This window comes from Paenibacillus forsythiae T98 (genome assembly GCF_000520735.1).
Lineage (GTDB): Bacteria > Bacillota > Bacilli > Paenibacillales > Paenibacillaceae > Paenibacillus_AQ > Paenibacillus_AQ forsythiae.
The window spans coordinates 1-17,030 of sequence record NZ_ASSC01000705.1 but is presented as its reverse complement, the minus strand read 5'-3'; the positions used below and the strand labels follow the sequence as shown (position 1 = coordinate 17,030).

Here is a 17,030-nt window from a genome sequence, read left to right as displayed (position 1 = left end):
GTACCTGCCGATAAATTCCTCCGAGAGATGATCCCCGTAGCATTCGGCCGTATCAATCAGATTAATGCCGAGCTCCCCGGCCTTGTCCAGCATTTCATCCACTTCATCCTGGGCAAAATCCTTCCCCCATTCCCCTCCGAACTGCCACGTTCCCACTCCGATAACCGATACGTCAAGACCTGTGCTTCCAAGCGTGCGGTATTTCATACGTCGCATTCCTCTTTTCCTGAAGATGTATTTGAACCAAGATGTCCGCCGCCTCCGCTGCGCGCAAGCTTTGAAAAATAACCCTCGATAGACCTGACACCCCACAGCGACAGCAGAACGAACAGAGCTACAAAGATAATTTCTTCGGGATTTCGGATAAACCGCCCGGCATCATTGCCAATATACGAGACTGCGAACACCATCACCGCCTTACCTGCGGCCAGGGCCAGCAGATAGGAACGGAGCCGCATACCCGCAAGCCCGGCGGCCAGGTTGATGATAACGAACGGGCCGACGGGGAACAGGCTCAGCAGGAACACATAGCTGAAACCGCTCCGCCGCACCCACTCCATTGCTCTGGCTACCTTCGGCCGCTCCGCCCATTTGCGCAAGAAGCCCCGGGAGGCGATGGTGCGGATAATCAGAAAGGTCGCCAGACAGCCGGCCACAAGACCGGCCCAGGAGTACAAAAAACCGAGCCACAGCCCGTATACCGCCGCATTCAGGCCGACGATAAGCAGGGTTGGCAGCGGCGGAACAAAAGATTTCATAAATGTCAGCGCAACCCCCGGGAATGGACCCAGCGACCGGTAACGCTCCAGCATATTCCGCAGATAGTCCTCGTCGATCCAGGAGATGGCATCCAGTGCGTGCATCACAATCTTGGCACTCCTTGTCGTTGCTTTATTTCCACCCATTATACATGATTGCCGCAGCGGATGCCCTTTCTTACGAAATCTCCTGTCCGGATTGCAAATTCGCTCTCAGGCCATCGACAGCATTCTCTTTTCTGTCTCGTTTTTTCAATATTGTGCAAAATAAGGTTGACAACCAAACTTGAATTATATTATAAAAAGGTATCCCATTAATCTTCATCAGATAACTTGGATTAATAATTTCATAGTTAGCAACCGACTGGTTCACTAGAGGCTGAGCTTGATCCCCTTTTTATAAAGGTGATTTGAGTTTGGCCTTTTATCGTTTGCGCCGGACAAGAGCCTTTGTTTTCTGCATGCTTGGAGCAATCAATATTTTGCAGCCTTTTTACTGTAAAATAATTGAATAAAAAGAATTAATAGGGGTTGATTGATGTAAAGAGGATTTGAGAGGGCCGGCTGTGAGGGCGCATTGACGCTGGTGGAATATGTTTTATTCATGGGTCATTTCGGAATATCAATAACGATGAGTATGGGGGTTAATCAAGTGAAAAAACGTTTTGCTTTTGTATGGCTCATTGCTGTTCTTCTTATTGTTGCCGCAGGCTGCGGGAATGACAATTCTGGCGGGAGCGCCAAAGCGGATAGCGACGGCCTCTTTCCGATTCGGGTGGCGACCCAGACCGGATTCAATGAAATCACGATCGCCGATGACCTCGGTTATTTCAAGGAAGAAGGCATCAAGATTGAATATACAGGGGTTCTTGGTAAAGGCGTAACGGAATTTCAGCTGATCGCCCAGGGTGTAAATGACGCCTTTATCAGCGGACATCCGCCCAATGTAGCCCAGGCCCGTCTGGCCGGACTCAAGATGCTGGCTGTCGCTCCGGGAATGGTGGATAACAAGGATTTCCCCCACGTCAGATATCTGGTTCAGGACAGCAGCCCGATCCACTCGCTGAACGACATTGTTGGAAAGAAAGTATCCATTTCGAACGTAGCGGCCTGCACAGACGGTTACTTGAAGTACTATTTGAGCCGGCAAAATCTGCCGGAGGATGTAGACTGGACAACCCTGCCGGCGCCCGGACAGCAGGAGCAATCCCTGGAGCAAGGGCTGGTTGATGTAACCACTTCGCATCCTCCTTTTGCCGGCATAGCGCTCAAGCAAAAAGGAATCCGGCAAATCGCGACAAGCTGGGATATTTTGCAATCCCCCGGAGCCGGACTTTCCGTTCGCGGGTTCAGCGAAGATTTCATTAAGCAGCATCCTGATGTAGTAAAAGGCTTTACAAGAGCGCTCGCCAAAGTGCGGCCATGGATCAATTCTCACCAGGAAGAAGCGAAGCGGATTGTCGCCAAGCAGTTGAAGCTGGAGCCGGAGAACTTAAGTGTGTTCTGGTACGATGAAGACAAAGATATTAATCAGGACTATATCAAACAATGGTTCGATATTTCCGAACAAATCGGCTTATGGAAGAAGGGCGAAATTCAGCCTACCGACATTTTTACCAATGAGTATGCGCCCCAGTAGTCCCTCTATTAAACATTGGTGGTGATTTTACAGTGGTTAAAATATTAAGATCCATCTGGAATACAGTATATAAATTGCTGTCGATCATTGTGTTTTTGGCGCTTTGGGAGCTTATCGCGCGGCTGCAGCTGATTAACACCGTATTCTTCCCCCCGTTCTCCAAGGTCGTCGTCGCGCTATGGCATCTTATCGAATCCGGCGAGCTTGTGGAGAACCTGCTGATCAGTCTGCGCCGGTCGCTGACCGGATTTATTCTGGGGCTGGCCTTCTCTATTCCGCTTGGGCTGCTCATAGGCTGGTACAGAGGGCTGGAACGGTTCATCGACCCGCTGCTCCAGACCTTCCGCAATCTTTCCGTGTTGGCGCTGCTGCCGGTATTCATTCTGTTTTTCGGCATCGGCGAGACTTCCAGAGTGGCCGTCATCTTCTGGGCGGTTCTATGGGCAGTGCTGCTTAACACCATTGCGGGAGTGAAATCGGCTGACCTCAATTTGATAAAAGCGGCTCGCTCGATGGGGATTTCCAAATTCTCACTGTTTACGAGGGTTATTCTTCCGGGAGCGCTGCCGTCCATTTTTACAGGGATCAGGCTAAGCGCCACCACATCAGTGCTGGTGCTGATCGCTGCCGAAATGCTCGGAGCCAATACGGGGCTCGGATACGCGCTCTATTTCTTTCAGGCCAATGTAAAGCCTCCGGAAACCTTCGCTATCGTGATTGTACTCGCTCTGCTTGGTCTTTCTATCAATTATTCATTGGCCGCCGTGGAAAAAAGAACGTTCAAATACCGCGAGGAGCTTCCCGATACCGGCAGGACCTCTTGAGAAGCGGCAAGGATGGACAAAAGGTTGGCCCACCGTCAGTTCACATGACGATGGACCAACCTTTTTAATGAACAGCAGTCTTAGTTAATCGCTGCCTTGAACGCTTCAATGTACTCAGCCGATTTCTTGGCCACAAGACTGTAATCCTTCTCGCGCAGGGCATCTGTAGTCAGGTCGGAGCCGATGCCGACAGCAAATGCTCCGGCTTTGATCCAATCCTTGAGGTTCTCCAGGTTGACGCCGCCGGTCGGCATCACGTTCGCCTGCGGCAGAGGACCTTTAAATGCCTTGATCATCCCCGGGGAGTACAGATTTCCAGGGAACAGCTTCACAACATCAACGCCCAGGTCGAGTGCTTCCTGAATTTCCTTCGCCGTCATAACACCCGGCATGATCGGCACACGGTACCGATTGCACAGCTTGACCGTATCCGGATTGAGAGAAGGTCCAACCACAAATTCAGAGCCGCTCAGGATAGCGGCGCGCGCAGTCTCAGGATCAAGAACGGTTCCCGCGCCGATAACGGCATATTTATCGGAGTCGGCAGGCGCGCTCGAAGAGAATTCGGCGGCCAGCTTCTCGATGGCTCTCAAGGCAAACGGCACAGTAAGCGTAACTTCGATAATCTTGATGCCTCCGGCAATCGATTGCTTGGCCATTTCCACAACTTCTTCGGGGGAGTTCCCGCGGAGCACCGCGACAACCCCTCCCTCATGAATCTGATTAATAATGCGCAGCTTTTTCATTTCCAGTTCCCCTTTGCTTAAGATCAAGTAATAGATCGATTTACTGGCTTGGACTACTTGCTAACCGGGGCTTTGACCGGGAATTTGGGCGCTTCTCCATTCACCGCCCGGATGGCCTCTTCCGCAGCCATCTTGGCCATGCGGTAACCGGCCTCTACCGTGTTGGAGCCGACATGCGGGGAGGTTACAACATTAGGCAGCCCGACGATATCCAGCGTCGCCGGCGGCTCCTGAACGAAAGTATCCAGACCCGCGCCCGCGATTTGTCCCGAGGACAAAGCCTCGAACAAATCCTGTTCAACGACCAGGTCGCCCCGCGCCGTATTGATCAGGATCGCATTCTTCTTCATTTGAGCCAGCGACTCCTTGTTGATCATGCCGACCGTTTCAGGAATCGCCGGAGCATGCAGCGTGATGAAATCGGACTGCGCGTACAGCTCTTGAAGGGTAACGTACTGCACACCGTATTTGTCGATCATGTCTTGACGGACAAAGGCGTCATACGCAATGACCTTCATATCAAATGCAACGGCACGCTTCACGACTTCGGCTCCGATCGCGCCGAGACCGACAACGCCCAGCACTTTGTCTCCCAGCTCCGTACCGGTAGTGCGGCCCCAGCCTCCGTCTCTTACGCCCGCATTCATTTGCGGAATATGGCGGGCGACGCTCAGCATCAGGGTGAGCGCCAGTTCCGCTACCGAACGGGTTGGAGCGCCCGGCGTAATAGTCACCGGAATACCCAGACGGCTCGCAGCTTCCACGTCAATATTATCGTAGCCGACGCCGTATTTTGCAACAACCTTCAAGGTTGGAGCGCCCGCTTCCAGCACCTTCGCGGTAACTTCGTCGATCCCTGTAATCAGCGCGTCCGCGCCTTTGATTACTTCGATAAGCTCCGCTTCGTTCAGCGGACGGCCTTCCGTATTCCAGATGACCTCGAATCCCGCCTGAAGCAGCATTTCCTTCGCTTCCTCCGAACGGGAGAAAGAACGCGGCAGTGCAACTACTTTTGGCATGCGGTTACCTCCTCTTTCGCAGCTGGAGCTTCGCTCGTGCCTTCGGATACGACGCGCACGCCGCCTTTGGACGCCGAGGAAGCATGTTGCGCGTACAGACGCAGCATTTTGCTGGCCTCAATCTTGAACTCTTCCAGACGCTCCGCGCGCTTCGCCAGCTCTTCATCGGATACATGCAATTGCAGCTTGCGGGTTGCGATATCGATCTCGATCACATCGCCGTCCTGCACCAGCGCAATCGTTCCGCCTTCGGCGGCCTCAGGGCTCGCATATCCGATCGACAGACCCGAAGTCGCGCCCGAGAACCGGCCGTCCGTTACCAGCGCGGCGCGCTTGAACTTGCCGAGGATTTCCGTACAACGGTGCAGCTCGCGCATGCCTGGTCCGCCTTTCGGTCCTTCGTAACGGATGACGACAGCGTCGCCTTCTTCGATCAGGCCCGCTTCATAAGCTTCCGAGAAAGCTTCTTCGGAGTTGAACACCTTCGCAGGTCCTGTGAAGCTTCTCAGCTCGGGGGCTACCGCCGACTGCTTGATCAGCGCGCCGTCTACCGCCAGGTTGCCTACCAGTACGGCTACGCCGCCTTCCTTGTCGAGCGGTTGTTCCAGCGTGCGGATTACATCGCGGTCGAGTACAGAAGCGTCCGCAATGTTGTTCTCCACAGTATCGCCCGTTACGGTCAATGCTCCGGTATGCAGCAGTCCGCCGAGTTCCTTCATTAAAGCTTTCATACCGCCGGCGCGTTGCAGGTCGTTCGTGGTATATTCCTGATTATTTGGCGTTACACCCGCCAGGAACGGTACGCGGCGGCTGATGTCGTCGAACAGGGTCATTGGCAGATCGATGCCAAGTTCATGCGCAATCGCCGGCAGATGCAGGCACGCATTCAGCGAGCCGCCCATGGCCAGCAGCACGGAAATGGCGTTCTCGAACGCTTCGCGGGTCATGATTTGGCTCGGCGTAATGCCCTTCTTCACCAGTTCAACAGCCTGACGGCCAGCGGCTTCCGCTGCATCCAGCTGCTCGTCCGACAAGGCCTGCATCCAGGACGAATTCGGCAGAGCCATGCCAAGCGCTTCGGACAAGCCCTGCATCGTGTTGGCTGTTCCAAGAAACGGGCAAGCGCCAGGACCCGGGTAGTATTGGTTAGTTACTTCAACCAGACCTTTTTCATCCAGCTTTCCGTCGAGGAATGCGCGTCTTGCCGCTTTGGATTCCTTCGGCTTGATGTGGTTCGGCATAACTCCGCCCAACACGACCAGACCCGGCAGATTCAGGCGCGCGGACGCCATCAGCATACCCGGAACGATTTTATCGCAAGAGCTCAGGACGACCATGCCGTCAAAAATACCGTGCGCTTTAACCATCGTTTCCACGCTGTCGGCCACGATTTCACGGCTCGGCAGAGAATATTTCATGCCTTCATGCCCTTGGGCGATTCCGTCACAGACGGCGATGGTGTTGAATTCGAGCGCCAGGCCTCCGGCGGCCTCAATGCCTTCCTTCACACGGTCAGCCAGTTGGCGCAAATGCACATGTCCCGGCACGATTTCGTTCCAGGAGTTCGCAACGGCGATTACAGGCTTATCCATTTTGGAGTAGTCTACTCCGCAAGAACACAAGTGGGCCTTCAGGATCGCTCTGGTAAACGGCGAAATTGTAGAAATTCGGTTACTCATAAATAAATCCCTCCAAATTTTACTGCTCGATTTTGTCTGAACGAATGTGTCAATTTTACATTATTATAATACATAAAGGGAAGAAACGACGCTGTGCCAAAATTGGCAGGCGCGCCGTATCTTCCAGGATGAAATTACGCTGCCATCTTCTCGTCAGGGACACTGCCCTTCGGAGTCTTTACTACAATGGTCATTACAACGGATACGACAAGCGCCAGCGCCATGAATATAAAGGAAGCGTCAGGCGAACCGGTAGAGCCGTTCAGGTAACCTACAATGTAAGAGCCGACGAAAGAGCCAAGTGCGCCAAGGCTGTTGATCAGCGCCATCGCGCCGCCCGAAACGTTCTTTGGCAGAATTTCCGGAATGATTGCGAAGAACGGTCCATAAGGCGCGTACATCGCACCGCCGGCGATAACCAGCAACGAGTAGGAGAGCCAGAAGTTCGAGGTCCCGATCAAATAGGAACCATAGAAGGCGATCGCGCCAATAAGCAGACAGACCCAAACTGCACCTTTGCGGTTCATGGTGCGGTCAGCGTAATAAGATGCGCTGAGCATACCGATGATCGCTGCCAGATATGGAACCGCGGACAACCAGCCGGCATTGACAATGCCCATACCGGACGACTCTTTAATAATAGAAGGAAGCCACATAACAAAACCGTAGACACCGATACTCCAGAAGAAATATTGAATGGACAGCATAATAACCTTCGGGTTCTTGAATGCTTCGCGGTAGTTCTTGACTTCTTTCATACCCTTCTGCTCTTCAAGAAGCGCTTGCTCAAGATCTTTCTTTTCGGTATCGGACAGCCACTTGGCTTCGCTAGGTTTATCCTTGACCAGCCTCCACCAGAAGAATGCCCAAATTACGGAAGGCAAGCCTTCAACGATGAACATATGACGCCAGCCGAGGCCATGGACCAGATATCCGGACACAACGGACATCCAGAGAACCGTAACGGGATTTCCGAGAATCAGGAACGTATTCGCACGGGAGCGTTCGCTTTTGGTGAACCAGTTGCTAAGAAACACCAGCATCGCCGGCATTACAGCGCTTTCTACCACCCCAAGTGTGAACCGGATGACGTAGAGAACTCTGATATCATTTACGAGACCGGTTGCGGCAGCACAGGAGCCCCACAGGATCAGACAGAAGAATACGAGCTTCTTGGCACTTCTCTTCGCGGCGTAAGTCGCGCCGGGAATCTGAAAGAAGAAGTATCCAAGGAAGAACAGCGCGCCCAGCAGCGAGGAAGCCGACGGGGTAATCTTCAGGTCATCCGCCATACCGGATGCCGAACCGAAGCTGTAGTTCGCGCGGTCCAGGTAGGCCAAGCTATACGTAAAAAATATAACAGGAATCAGTTTTAGCCACCGGCTGGGCGCTAGCTTTTTGTTTTCCATTATCGTTTCTCTCCTTATTGAGTTATAACAGATGCATTCATAAAGGCTTCCAGCTGCTCACGTGTAGGCAGTCCTTCCGCATCACCCTCTGCCGTTACGGCAAGGGCTCCGATCGCGTTTCCGCGACGAACCGCTTCTTTAACCGCAAGGCCGTCCAGCAAGCCGCTGATTACGCCGACCGCAAAGCCGTCACCGGCTCCAACCGTATCGACCGCCTTCACTTTGAAGCCTTCGACAACGCCCTCTTCGGTCTGAGTGCGGTAGTACGCGCCTTCCGGTCCAAGCTTCACAGCCACCAGCTTCACTCCGCGGTCAAGATAATAAGCCGCAATATCTCTGTGATCGGAATAGCCGGTGAGCAGCTTGCCTTCACCCACGCCTGGAAGCACCCAATCCGCCTGAACAGCCAGCGCATTGACGTTCTCGATCATTTCAGCCTCGCTGCTCCACAGCTTCGGCCGCAGATTCACATCGAAGGAAATACTCCGTCCGGCGGCTCTCATGGCTTTAATCGCTTCAAAAGACAGCTCGCGGGCCGATTCCGAGATTGCCGCAGGAATTCCTGTAAGATGGAGATGCTTTGCAGTGGTAAAGTAATTCATATCGACATCGGCCGGGCAGATTGTGCTCGCAGCGGAGCCTTTGCGGAAATACTGTACCTGAGGATCTCCGTCCAGGACCTTGGATTTCATTTGAAATCCGGTCGGATAGCGTTCATCCGTAAATACGGCATCCACATCGACATTCTCTTTGCGAAGAGCTTCAATAATGAACTTTCCGAACGCGTCGTTTCCGACCTTGCTGATCCACCGCATGCCAAAGCCGAGCCGTGCCAGACCTGTGGAGACATTTGTTTCCGCTCCGGCAAGAGCCTTAGTGAATCGTTCGATTTGATGCAGCTCGCCAGGACGATCGGCGATGAACATAGCCATGGCTTCTCCGAATGTTACAACATCGCATGCTTTCATAACCATTCCTCCTAAAACTTATGCTTCCGATATCATTGATACATACTGCCGCAGAACCCCTTCAACATCTTCACCTTCAACCGGAAACTCAATCGTACGCGGCACATCGCGCGGGAGCAGATCCAGAATGTTACGCCATTGGCTATCTTTTTCTTCCGGAAGTCCCAGAGTTACCAGTTTCCCATCGATTTTCTCTACATGTTTTAAATGAATATAGCCGACATATTTGTTTAGTTCCGCCGCCGCTTTCATGGCTTCTTCCTCGGTAAAGTCCCAGTTGCCGATATCAAAGGTCATCTGGATAAAAAGCCCCGCTTCCTGGCAATCCTCAAAAAATTTCCGGAGCTTCACTACATTACCGCCATGAAGTGTTTGGTCATTCTCAACCGTCAATTCCAAAGCGTCCGAGTCGGATACAAGGCTCTTCCAATATTTCTTAAGCCCTTCGAGATCCGATACCCCGGATTTGTAATGCCCAAGCGAAGTCTTGAGCCATACCGCTCCGACTGACAGCGCCTCCGGTATAACAACATCCAGCTTCTCCACATTCAGCGAACCATCCGCTTTCCACAGCTCAATAGGTGCCGAATAAACGCTTACAAGCTGGCCCTTCCTGATCAAGTCTTTCAGATCGTCAAGGCGGGGAGGTTCCTCCCGAAACAGCTCTCTGCGAATTTCAATACCGGCGCATCCTGCGGCTATGGCTACCGGGACACATTGTTCCTGTCCCCCGTCAGCGGCCAGTGGCCCGAGGGAAGCCGTCGTTGTAAATACCTGAGTCATCCCAAATTCTCCTTTAGTCAAAAAATAGCCCTTCAAACCCTTAGATGAGTCAATGGTACCGATAAACGGTATCGGTTCCATCAAGCCTCTAAAGATGAGCCGCTTTTAGTTAACAGCGACCCTAAGTGACACTTTTCACAACCCACGCTAATCGATTAGGAATGGAATCGGTTATCGGTATCGGTTCCATTGGCATAAAGATACATGAGGGGGGGCTCCCCAGTCAATACAGTTCACAGGATTTTAGCATTTCGCGAAGGAGTTGAGCCTCTTGTGATCAATTTCGCAGACAAGGCATAATGACGCTGCGGCCCATTATCGCCGGCAATGCGCTCCAGAATAAGCTCCATCGCCTTATTGCCGATTTCATAGGTCGGCTGCGCAATGGTTGTGAGTCCGGAACCGACCACAGGCGCCCACTCCGAATCGTCAACACCGGCAAAGCCGACATCTTCGGGGATACGGAGCCCCCGCCTCTGCAGAGCGTTGATCAATTTCAGCTGGGTCACTACGTTGACCGCAAAAATCATGCGGTATTGACCCTGCGTCTCGGCGATAAACCGGTCCAGTTGTTCGTCGAACTGCCCCTGAATCCGGGGCTCATATTCGTAAATATCGTCGACGCTTGGATGTCCGACCGCAGTCAGAATCTGGACAAAGGTTCGGGCCCGCTCAATCCGGGAGCTCACATGCTGAATAGGCTGCGAGAAGAATCCGATCCGCTCGAATCCCTGGTCAAGAAAATACCCCGTCGCTTCGGTCATGGCCTTGTCGTTATCGGTTCCGACCGTATCGACTTTAAGTCCCGGGATGCTGCGGTCGATCAATACGATAGGAATTTGGTCTTCCGAGAGTTCCCGCAGATTCTCCAGGTTCTGTCCGGTCGGGTGGATGATCAGCCCGTCAACGCGCTGGGCATGCATCATCGCGATATAATTCTTTTCCTTCTCGGGATCGTTATCCGTATTGCACACAATCATGCTGTACCCCTGTTTCGTGCACAAGTCCTCGGCCCCCTTAAGAACGGAGGTGGAGAAGGGGTTTGAGATGTCGGCAAAAATCATGCCGATGGAATAGCTGCGGTCCTGCCGCAGACCCCTGGCCAGACGGCTTGGCCGGTAGCGGAGCTCCGTCACACTTTGCTTGATTCTTTGCAGGGTGGCTGCGGATATTGATTTATAATCTCCACTCAAATAGCGGGATATCGTCGTTTTGGAAACCCCCGCCGCCTTGGCCACATCGGCAATTGTCGCTTTTTGCGGAGGCTTGGAAGGTTGGTTTATGGAATCCATGTATTTTCCTCATTCTTAAATAAGTTTTGGGATTCTTAATTATATCACGTCAGGCAGCTCCCGACCAAAGCCTTGACCGGACTGTGTAAACATAATGAATATTTTACAGAAAAAAGTATACTCCCGTATTCTAACAGATGTCAGGGGACAAAGCTTCTTCTTTATAATATAATTATGAAAATTTATAGAAAGAGAGGACAAAATTTGATCGAATCAGGCAAAATACGTCTGCGGAGGACGGAAGAAAGCGACTTGGCATTCGTTATTGGAGCAGAGCGGGATCTGCACAGCAGCCTTTATATAGGCCAATGGAAGCTGGAAGAACACCGGGCAGCGCTGAGCGACCCCGATGTTCTTCATATCATTATCGAGGAGACGCCGGGGGCGCGCGCGGGATACGTGATCGTAACGGGTCTGACCGACCCTAATCTGTCGATCTGCATCAAGCGCATAGTCGTGGTGAACAAGGGGGGCGGATATGGCAAAGAGACGCTCCGGCTGCTTAAGGAATGGCTGTTTCGCAATACATCCGTACATCGCCTGTGGCTGGACGTCAGGACGCATAACGCCAGAGCGCAACATATTTACGAGGGAGCCAGCTTCACTCCGGAAGGGATCTTGCGCGAATGCGTGAAGACCGGCGACAGGTTCGAGTCGCTGCAGATCATGTCCATTCTGCGGACGGAATACGAGGCGGGGCGCTAGGGACGTTAACGCGATCAGCCAGCGCAGCTTGCAGCATTCGCCGCCCCTTATCGCTCCTGGTATGACCGGCACCATACCCGGTGCGGCAGCTTGCCAGTCGCGCCGGGTATGGCTTCTGTCCAATAGAGTGCTGCTCCGGCCCTCAGTCCCCCGGATCGTCCAGCAGCGTCACGGATACGCCGACTTCAAGCGTGCTGCCGCCTCCGCGGTACACGCCCTGAAGCGGGCTGACGTCGGCATAGTCGCGTCCGGTCCCGACACGGATGTGGTTGTCCAGCGCTTCCACATTGTTGGTCGGGTCAAGGCCGACCCAGCCGATGCCCGGCACCATAACCTCCACCCAGGCGTGAGTGGCGGCATCGCCCTTAAGGGCGGAATCTTCGCCGACGTACAAATACCCGCTGACATACCGGGCCGGAATGCGGCCCGCGCGGAGGATGCCGATCATGACATGAGCCAGATCCTGACAGACCCCTTTTTTCAGCTCAAAAGCCTGCCGGGCCAGCGTATCCACGCTTGTCGCCTCCCCGCAATAGATGAACGTTTCGTATACATAATTCATCACCCGCAAAGCATACTGTACGGGATTGTCCATCTCGCCCAGGCCGCGCCTTACTTCCGCCAGCTGCTCCGGATTCAGCAAAGTATAGTCGGTTTCGTTCAGATAGGACAAATAATGCTCGCGGAACTGCCGGGAATGAAAAATATCCTGCATCCGCTTCGAATACTGGATCTCTTGGATAAAGGAACCTCGCTGAATGCTCACGACCGATGTGGTCTTCACTTCCAGCAAATTGTGCTTCTCGGGAATAAAAAAGGTCTCCACCTGATTGCCCCACAAATCGGTATATTCTTTGGTCAGGGAAGCCGGCGTGATCTCCGCCCGATAGATAAGCAGCCGCTGCACCTCGTCCGTCAAGGGTTTAAGCCGGATGGTATTCAGGCTCTGATCCACCTTCGTTTCGTATGTGAACGTATTGGTATGCACGATTTCATAATTCATGGGTCCTTAAGGCTCCTTTTGGGCGTTCTGTTGTTCATTACCCACAGCTGCGCGGAATGCCAACACCCGCATAAATTCGCATAAACGGTACGCCAATATCTTCCCCCAAATTGGAGGAAATAGCCATGAACGAATACGCAGCCGAAAGACATTTTTTTATTTAGTTGATCGTATATTTGTCAGAACTCTTTAGTTTCAGATACTCAAAATGCGCATGTCCATCTGTCCATAGTCTCAATCCATCTGAAGACAAATCATTTAAAATTAAATTACTCAGCACGTATTCCCCGTCATTGATAAACACTTCAACGGCATTCCTGTCCACTAATATTTCCACCTTGATTTTTCCCTCTTTCGGGTGTACGGTCACTCTTTGCGGTCTCTTGAACTCCACAACATCAACCTTTATCCTCGAATTCTCCCTGTTAAACACAAATTCATGGATTGATTTATCATAGGTTAGATCCGCATGCTGCCCATCCCCATCCCGGACAGAAAACCCAAACTTTCCTTCCGTTAAATCCGCGACGTCAATCTTGGCCTCAATCGAATAAGAAAGCCCGTGAAAACCTCTAAAAATATTCTCTTGACCAGTGTATATATCCTTCCCTGTTATATCCAATACCGTAGCAAAATTGTTCAGAAGATTCCATACCGGTTTTTGCGTCAGCTTTAATCCGTCTGTTGTCGTTGTTAACCGTATTTCCCTTACAATACTCGTATTTCCGTTAAATGTATCCCACGGGAGTTCATATGCGTAATTCCAATTATTCATCCACGAAATAAAGTACCTGTAGTTCCCGTTCGTATACGGAGCATCCCAAGTAACCCCTGTATAGGAGTCTGCGCCCTGTTCCAGCCATTTGACATTACTTGCCGCATGAAACTCCCTTCCATCAAAATCACCTATAAAGTAACTGGAGCCTGTGGTTACACCATAATTAAACCCGTTCCCCCCGATCATCATGACCCATTTTTTATCGTCGCTATTTCCATCTACGTTCAGTTGGAAAAGATCAGGACATTCAATAATTCCAATATCCTTTCTTACAAAAGAAGAAGCATACTCCCAGTCCTTCAAGTTGGAAGAGGTATAAAATCCCACTTTATCTCTTTCGGCCAATAGCATGACCCACTTTTTGGTTTGTTCATGCCAAATGATTTTGGGATCTCTGAAATCGGCGCTTCCTGTCGGGTTATGCTGGACGATATTATAATGTTTAAAGGAGTTTCCGCCATCTGTACTATACCAAAGGTGAGTGGATTGTCCTTCATATGGCATCGTTACTAACGCAATTACAGCATTCTTGCCAAACCCCGCTGTGTTATTTTCATCGATAACCGTACTCCCCGTCCAAGGGTCTCCATACGGAGTTTTGTATTTTTCTATGGCTACCGGTTTTCTCTCCCAGTGAACTAAATCCGTAGACACGGCATGAGCCCACTCTGTACCATTTCCACCCCATGAATAGTCCTTGTTATACAGATAGTACAGATGGTGCTGACCGTTGATGTATAAAGGTCTCTGGACGTCGTTCATCCACTCTGCTTGAGGCGTAATGTGATACTCCGGACGATTTAATTCACTATACGCAAAGGCTTCTTTCGATCCAAAAAAACCAAAAGAACACAATAACCCGGCCAGGGCTGCGCATAGTATACCTCTTGCTTTATTACTTATAAATCCCATTCTCACTCGAAATCCCCTTCCTGTTACTGTTATTGGCTCCAGCTCTTCCCTCATCTATCTGATTTATCGGAATACGCCAGCTCTAAAACAATATCTGGATCGACAAATTTCACCAAATTTTCGTATTTTTTTTGAAATGGAGGGCTTTTGGATGCCCGGAATTAGTCGAAAATTGGGATTATTGCGCGGGAAAGCCGGAATAGAACGGGGAGTGGATAGGAAGTGAAGCCTGCGACTGAAGCAACATGCCGGCAGACAAAATAAACCGGCCTGCCAAGGATGGACCCTTGACTGGCCGGTTTGGTGTTTTGGCGATTCAAAAATGGAATGTTTTACGTTTCATTGGCGGCTATCTAGAAAGCCGGAACGACGGCAACGCCGTATTTGTCCTCGATGAACTTTTTGACCTCCGGACTCGTCAGCGCTTCATCCAGCTTCTTGATTTCCTCGCGGTTCTCGTCTCCCTTGCGGACCACCACTACGTTGGCGTAAGGAGAGTTCGCATCTTCGCGGAACAGCGCCGTCTTGGGATCAATCTTCGCCTCCAGAACGAGGTTGGTATTGATGATCGCTCCGTCCAGATCGGGCAGCGAACGCGGCAGCGTAGCGGCATCCGCTTCGACGAACTCCAGGTGATACGGGTTATCCACGATATCTTTAGGAGTCGCTTCATAAGTCGTCAGGCCGTCCTTCAGCTTGATCAGTCCCTGCTGCTGGAGCAGCACAAGCGCCCGGTATTCGTTGGAAGGATTGTTCGGAATGCCGATCTTGGCTTCATGCGGGATGTCTTCCTTGCTCTTCAGCTTCTCGGAGTAGAAGCCGATCGGTTCTACATGCACTTTGGCTGTAACTACGAAATCATACCCCTTCTCTCCCTTGATCGAATCCAGATAAGGGACGTGCTGGAAGTAGTTCGCATCAATCTGCTTCTCCTGCAGCGCAGGATTCAATTGTCCGTCATCATCCAGCGTCACCACCTCCAGGTTGACGCCTTCTTCCTTCAGCTTCGGTTTGATAAATTCCAGAATCTCGGCATGCGGCACCGCCGACGCCCCCACCTTGAGCGTCACTTCCTTCGGCGCTTCGCTCGCGGCTGCGCTTGACTGGGGAGCCGCCTCTTCCCCGTTTCCGCTCTGCGATCCGCAACCCGCCAGAATTCCCGTCGCCACAATGACCGCCGCCATCCACAAGCCTGCTTTTCTCGCCATTTTAAGTCCCCTCTTCCCTGAAATAATGTATGTAAATAAATGTACAACCGTTGTTACTCGAAAGCCCTAGCCCGCCCAAGCAAGCACTCCCTGTCCGCACAGCAGCGGAATCTACCCGCTCTTGAAGCGCCTGCGGTCAATGGAACGGGCGATATAATCGCCGGACCATTGCAGAATCTGGACGATCAGAATAATCAGAAGAACCGTCCCGAGCAAAATATCGGTGCGAAACCGCTGATACCCGAAGCGGATAGCCAAGCTGCCCAGTCCTCCCGCCCCGATAGCGCCGGCGACCGCCGTGAACTCGGTGATGGAGATTACCGCAATCGTCATTCCCCGGACCAGCGCGGGCAAGGCTTCGGGGATCAGCACCTGCAAGATAATAGTGAACGGCCCCGCGCCCACCGATTTGGCCGCTTCAATCTTGCCCTCCTCCACTTCGCGCAGAGCATTCTCGATAATTCGCCCCAGAAACGGAGCGGCGCCGATGGATAAAGAAACAATCGCCGCCGTCGGACCAAGCGTCGTACCGACAATGAGCCGGGATAAAGGCAGCAGCAGCACAATCAGAATAATGAACGGAATCGAGCGGACGCCGTTAATCGCGGTGCTGATCACCCGGTTCACTCCGGGAGCGGCCAGAATCCCTCCCTTGTCCGTGACGACCAGCGTAATCCCGAGCAGCGTACCCAGCAGCAGTGCAAAGACCGACGACCATGCCACCATATACAGCGTCTGCCGCAATCCCTCCCAGAGCAGCTCGACCACATCTTCTCTCATCGCAGCGCGGCCTCCCTTTCCTTGGAAGCCTCAAGCTGTCCGCCGTTGTAGAAATCGTAAATTCCGGCGAACCGCTTGGCCGTATCGCTTTGCGGGTTATGAAACAATTCCCGGACCGGCGCGTTCTCGACGATGCGGCCTCCCTCAATCACGGCGGCATGGCTGCAAATATGGCGCAGAACGTCCATCTCATGCGTAATCAGCACAACGGTGAGGCCCAGCCTGCGGTTAATATCCCCCAGCAGCTCCAGAATGGAATGGGTCGTCTGCGGATCAAGCGCCGATGTCGCCTCATCCGACAGCAGCACATCCGGTTCGCCGGCGAGCGCCCTGGCTATGCCTACCCGTTGCTTTTGCCCGCCGCTCAGTTCGGACGGATAACTGCCCGCCTTGCCGTCAAGCTCGACCAGCTCAAGAATCTCCCCTACACGCCGCTCGATCTCGGGCTTCTTGTAGCCCGCCGCCCGCAGCGGAAATGCGACGTTTCCGAAGACCGTCTTGGAATCGAACAGATTGAACTGTTGAAA

17 protein-coding genes are annotated in these 17,030 nt (G+C 52.3%); 3 read left to right on the top strand and 14 right to left on the bottom strand.

All coding sequences use genetic code 11. The features are described from left to right. Positions 1 to 207: aldo/keto reductase (locus L692_RS0121770; protein WP_025702119.1), on the bottom strand; the 207-nt coding region annotated here is incomplete at its 3' end. Next, positions 204 to 863, bottom strand: coding sequence for a TVP38/TMEM64 family protein (locus L692_RS0121765; protein WP_025702118.1), 660 nt, complete (start codon positions 861 to 863; stop codon positions 204 to 206). The genes L692_RS0121765 and L692_RS0121770, both read right to left, overlap by 4 nt. 547 nt (positions 864 to 1,410) lie before the next feature. On the opposite strand from L692_RS0121765, the gene L692_RS0121760 reads away from it, so the two are divergent. Together L692_RS0121760 and L692_RS0121755 are read left to right on the top strand one after the other, a co-directional pair. Then, positions 1,411 to 2,397, top strand: coding sequence for an ABC transporter substrate-binding protein (locus L692_RS0121760; protein WP_025702117.1), 987 nt, complete (start codon positions 1,411 to 1,413; stop codon positions 2,395 to 2,397). A gap of 32 nt (positions 2,398 to 2,429) precedes the next feature. After that, complete coding sequence (locus tag L692_RS0121755; protein ID WP_025702116.1) at positions 2,430 to 3,221, top strand: ABC transporter permease; 792 nt, start codon at positions 2,430 to 2,432, stop codon at positions 3,219 to 3,221. Between the two features lie 80 nt (positions 3,222 to 3,301). On the opposite strand, the gene L692_RS0121750 is transcribed toward L692_RS0121755, so the two are convergent. The 7 genes from L692_RS0121750 to L692_RS0121720 all read right to left on the bottom strand — a co-directional run bounded on the left by L692_RS0121750 (position 3,302) and on the right by L692_RS0121720 (position 11,117). After that, on the bottom strand, positions 3,302 to 3,967 hold the full coding sequence (locus L692_RS0121750; RefSeq protein WP_025702115.1) for a bifunctional 2-keto-4-hydroxyglutarate aldolase/2-keto-3-deoxy-6-phosphogluconate aldolase: 666 nt from the start codon (positions 3,965 to 3,967) through the stop codon (positions 3,302 to 3,304). A gap of 53 nt (positions 3,968 to 4,020) precedes the next feature. Next, positions 4,021 to 4,986 carry a phosphoglycerate dehydrogenase gene (locus tag L692_RS0121745; RefSeq protein WP_025702114.1) on the bottom strand — a complete coding sequence of 322 codons (966 nt, stop codon included), beginning with the start codon at positions 4,984 to 4,986 and terminating at the stop codon, positions 4,021 to 4,023. Continuing rightward, the gene (gene ilvD / locus L692_RS0121740) at positions 4,974 to 6,665 is read right to left on the bottom strand and encodes a dihydroxy-acid dehydratase (protein WP_025702113.1); all 1,692 of its coding nucleotides are present in this window, start codon (positions 6,663 to 6,665) and stop codon (positions 4,974 to 4,976) included. Before ilvD ends, L692_RS0121745 begins: the two co-directional genes overlap by 13 nt. Positions 6,666 to 6,799: 134 nt before the next feature. Continuing rightward, positions 6,800 to 8,074 (bottom strand): MFS transporter, encoded by a 1,275-nt coding sequence (locus L692_RS0121735; protein WP_025702112.1) that lies wholly within the window; start codon positions 8,072 to 8,074, stop codon positions 6,800 to 6,802. Positions 8,075 to 8,088: 14 nt separating this feature from the next. After that, a complete protein-coding gene (locus tag L692_RS0121730; RefSeq protein ID WP_025702111.1) occupies positions 8,089 to 9,042 on the bottom strand; it encodes a sugar kinase in 954 nt (317 codons plus the stop codon). 18 nt (positions 9,043 to 9,060) lie between these two features. Beyond that, complete coding sequence (locus L692_RS0121725) at positions 9,061 to 9,825, bottom strand: hypothetical protein (protein WP_025702110.1); 765 nt, start codon at positions 9,823 to 9,825, stop codon at positions 9,061 to 9,063. Between the two features lie 233 nt (positions 9,826 to 10,058). Next, the gene (locus L692_RS0121720; protein ID WP_025702109.1) at positions 10,059 to 11,117 is read right to left on the bottom strand and encodes a LacI family DNA-binding transcriptional regulator; all 1,059 of its coding nucleotides are present in this window, start codon (positions 11,115 to 11,117) and stop codon (positions 10,059 to 10,061) included. Positions 11,118 to 11,321: 204 nt separating this feature from the next. On the opposite strand from L692_RS0121720, the gene L692_RS0121715 reads away from it, so the two are divergent. Further along, positions 11,322 to 11,822, top strand: coding sequence for a GNAT family N-acetyltransferase (locus tag L692_RS0121715; RefSeq protein ID WP_025702108.1), 501 nt, complete (start codon positions 11,322 to 11,324; stop codon positions 11,820 to 11,822). A gap of 142 nt (positions 11,823 to 11,964) precedes the next feature. Here the strand turns inward: L692_RS0121715 and L692_RS0121710 are convergent, their stop codons facing one another. From L692_RS0121710 to L692_RS0121690, 5 genes are all read right to left on the bottom strand, one after another. After that, a complete protein-coding gene (locus tag L692_RS0121710; protein WP_025702107.1) occupies positions 11,965 to 12,825 on the bottom strand; it encodes a transglutaminase family protein in 861 nt (286 codons plus the stop codon). A 160-nt stretch (positions 12,826 to 12,985) separates the two neighbouring features. Then, positions 12,986 to 14,515 (bottom strand): glycoside hydrolase family 32 protein, encoded by a 1,530-nt coding sequence (locus L692_RS0121705; RefSeq protein WP_025702106.1) that lies wholly within the window; start codon positions 14,513 to 14,515, stop codon positions 12,986 to 12,988. Positions 14,516 to 14,868: 353 nt separating this feature from the next. Beyond that, positions 14,869 to 15,723: a MetQ/NlpA family ABC transporter substrate-binding protein gene (locus tag L692_RS0121700; RefSeq protein ID WP_025702105.1), complete on the bottom strand. Its 855-nt coding sequence runs from the start codon at positions 15,721 to 15,723 to the stop codon at positions 14,869 to 14,871. Between the two features lie 111 nt (positions 15,724 to 15,834). Beyond that, positions 15,835 to 16,503, bottom strand: coding sequence for a methionine ABC transporter permease (locus tag L692_RS0121695; RefSeq protein WP_025702104.1), 669 nt, complete (start codon positions 16,501 to 16,503; stop codon positions 15,835 to 15,837). After that, positions 16,500 to 17,030, bottom strand: a 531-nt coding sequence (locus tag L692_RS0121690; protein ID WP_025702103.1) for a methionine ABC transporter ATP-binding protein, incomplete at its 5' end; no start/stop codon positions are given. The genes L692_RS0121695 and L692_RS0121690, both read right to left, overlap by 4 nt.

Bases quoted from the DNA above. Each gene is read 5' to 3' on its own strand.
- L692_RS0121705 (WP_025702106.1), bottom strand. From the start codon at position 14,515: ATGGGATTTATAAGTAATAAAGCAAGAGGTATACTATGCGCAGCCCTG.
- L692_RS0121695 (WP_025702104.1), bottom strand. From the start codon at position 16,503: ATGAGAGAAGATGTGGTCGAGCTGCTCTGGGAGGGATTGCGGCAGACG.
- L692_RS0121750 (WP_025702115.1), bottom strand. From the start codon at position 3,967: ATGAAAAAGCTGCGCATTATTAATCAGATTCATGAGGGAGGGGTTGTC.
- L692_RS0121730 (WP_025702111.1), bottom strand. From the start codon at position 9,042: ATGAAAGCATGCGATGTTGTAACATTCGGAGAAGCCATGGCTATGTTC.
- ilvD (WP_025702113.1), bottom strand. From the start codon at position 6,665: ATGAGTAACCGAATTTCTACAATTTCGCCGTTTACCAGAGCGATCCTG.
- L692_RS0121700 (WP_025702105.1), bottom strand. From the start codon at position 15,723: ATGGCGAGAAAAGCAGGCTTGTGGATGGCGGCGGTCATTGTGGCGACG.
- L692_RS0121710 (WP_025702107.1), bottom strand. From the start codon at position 12,825: ATGAATTATGAAATCGTGCATACCAATACGTTCACATACGAAACGAAG.
- L692_RS0121720 (WP_025702109.1), bottom strand. From the start codon at position 11,117: ATGGATTCCATAAACCAACCTTCCAAGCCTCCGCAAAAAGCGACAATT.
- L692_RS0121735 (WP_025702112.1), bottom strand. From the start codon at position 8,074: ATGGAAAACAAAAAGCTAGCGCCCAGCCGGTGGCTAAAACTGATTCCT.
- L692_RS0121725 (WP_025702110.1), bottom strand. From the start codon at position 9,825: ATGACTCAGGTATTTACAACGACGGCTTCCCTCGGGCCACTGGCCGCT.
- L692_RS0121745 (WP_025702114.1), bottom strand. From the start codon at position 4,986: ATGCCAAAAGTAGTTGCACTGCCGCGTTCTTTCTCCCGTTCGGAGGAA.
- L692_RS0121765 (WP_025702118.1), bottom strand. From the start codon at position 863: ATGCACGCACTGGATGCCATCTCCTGGATCGACGAGGACTATCTGCGG.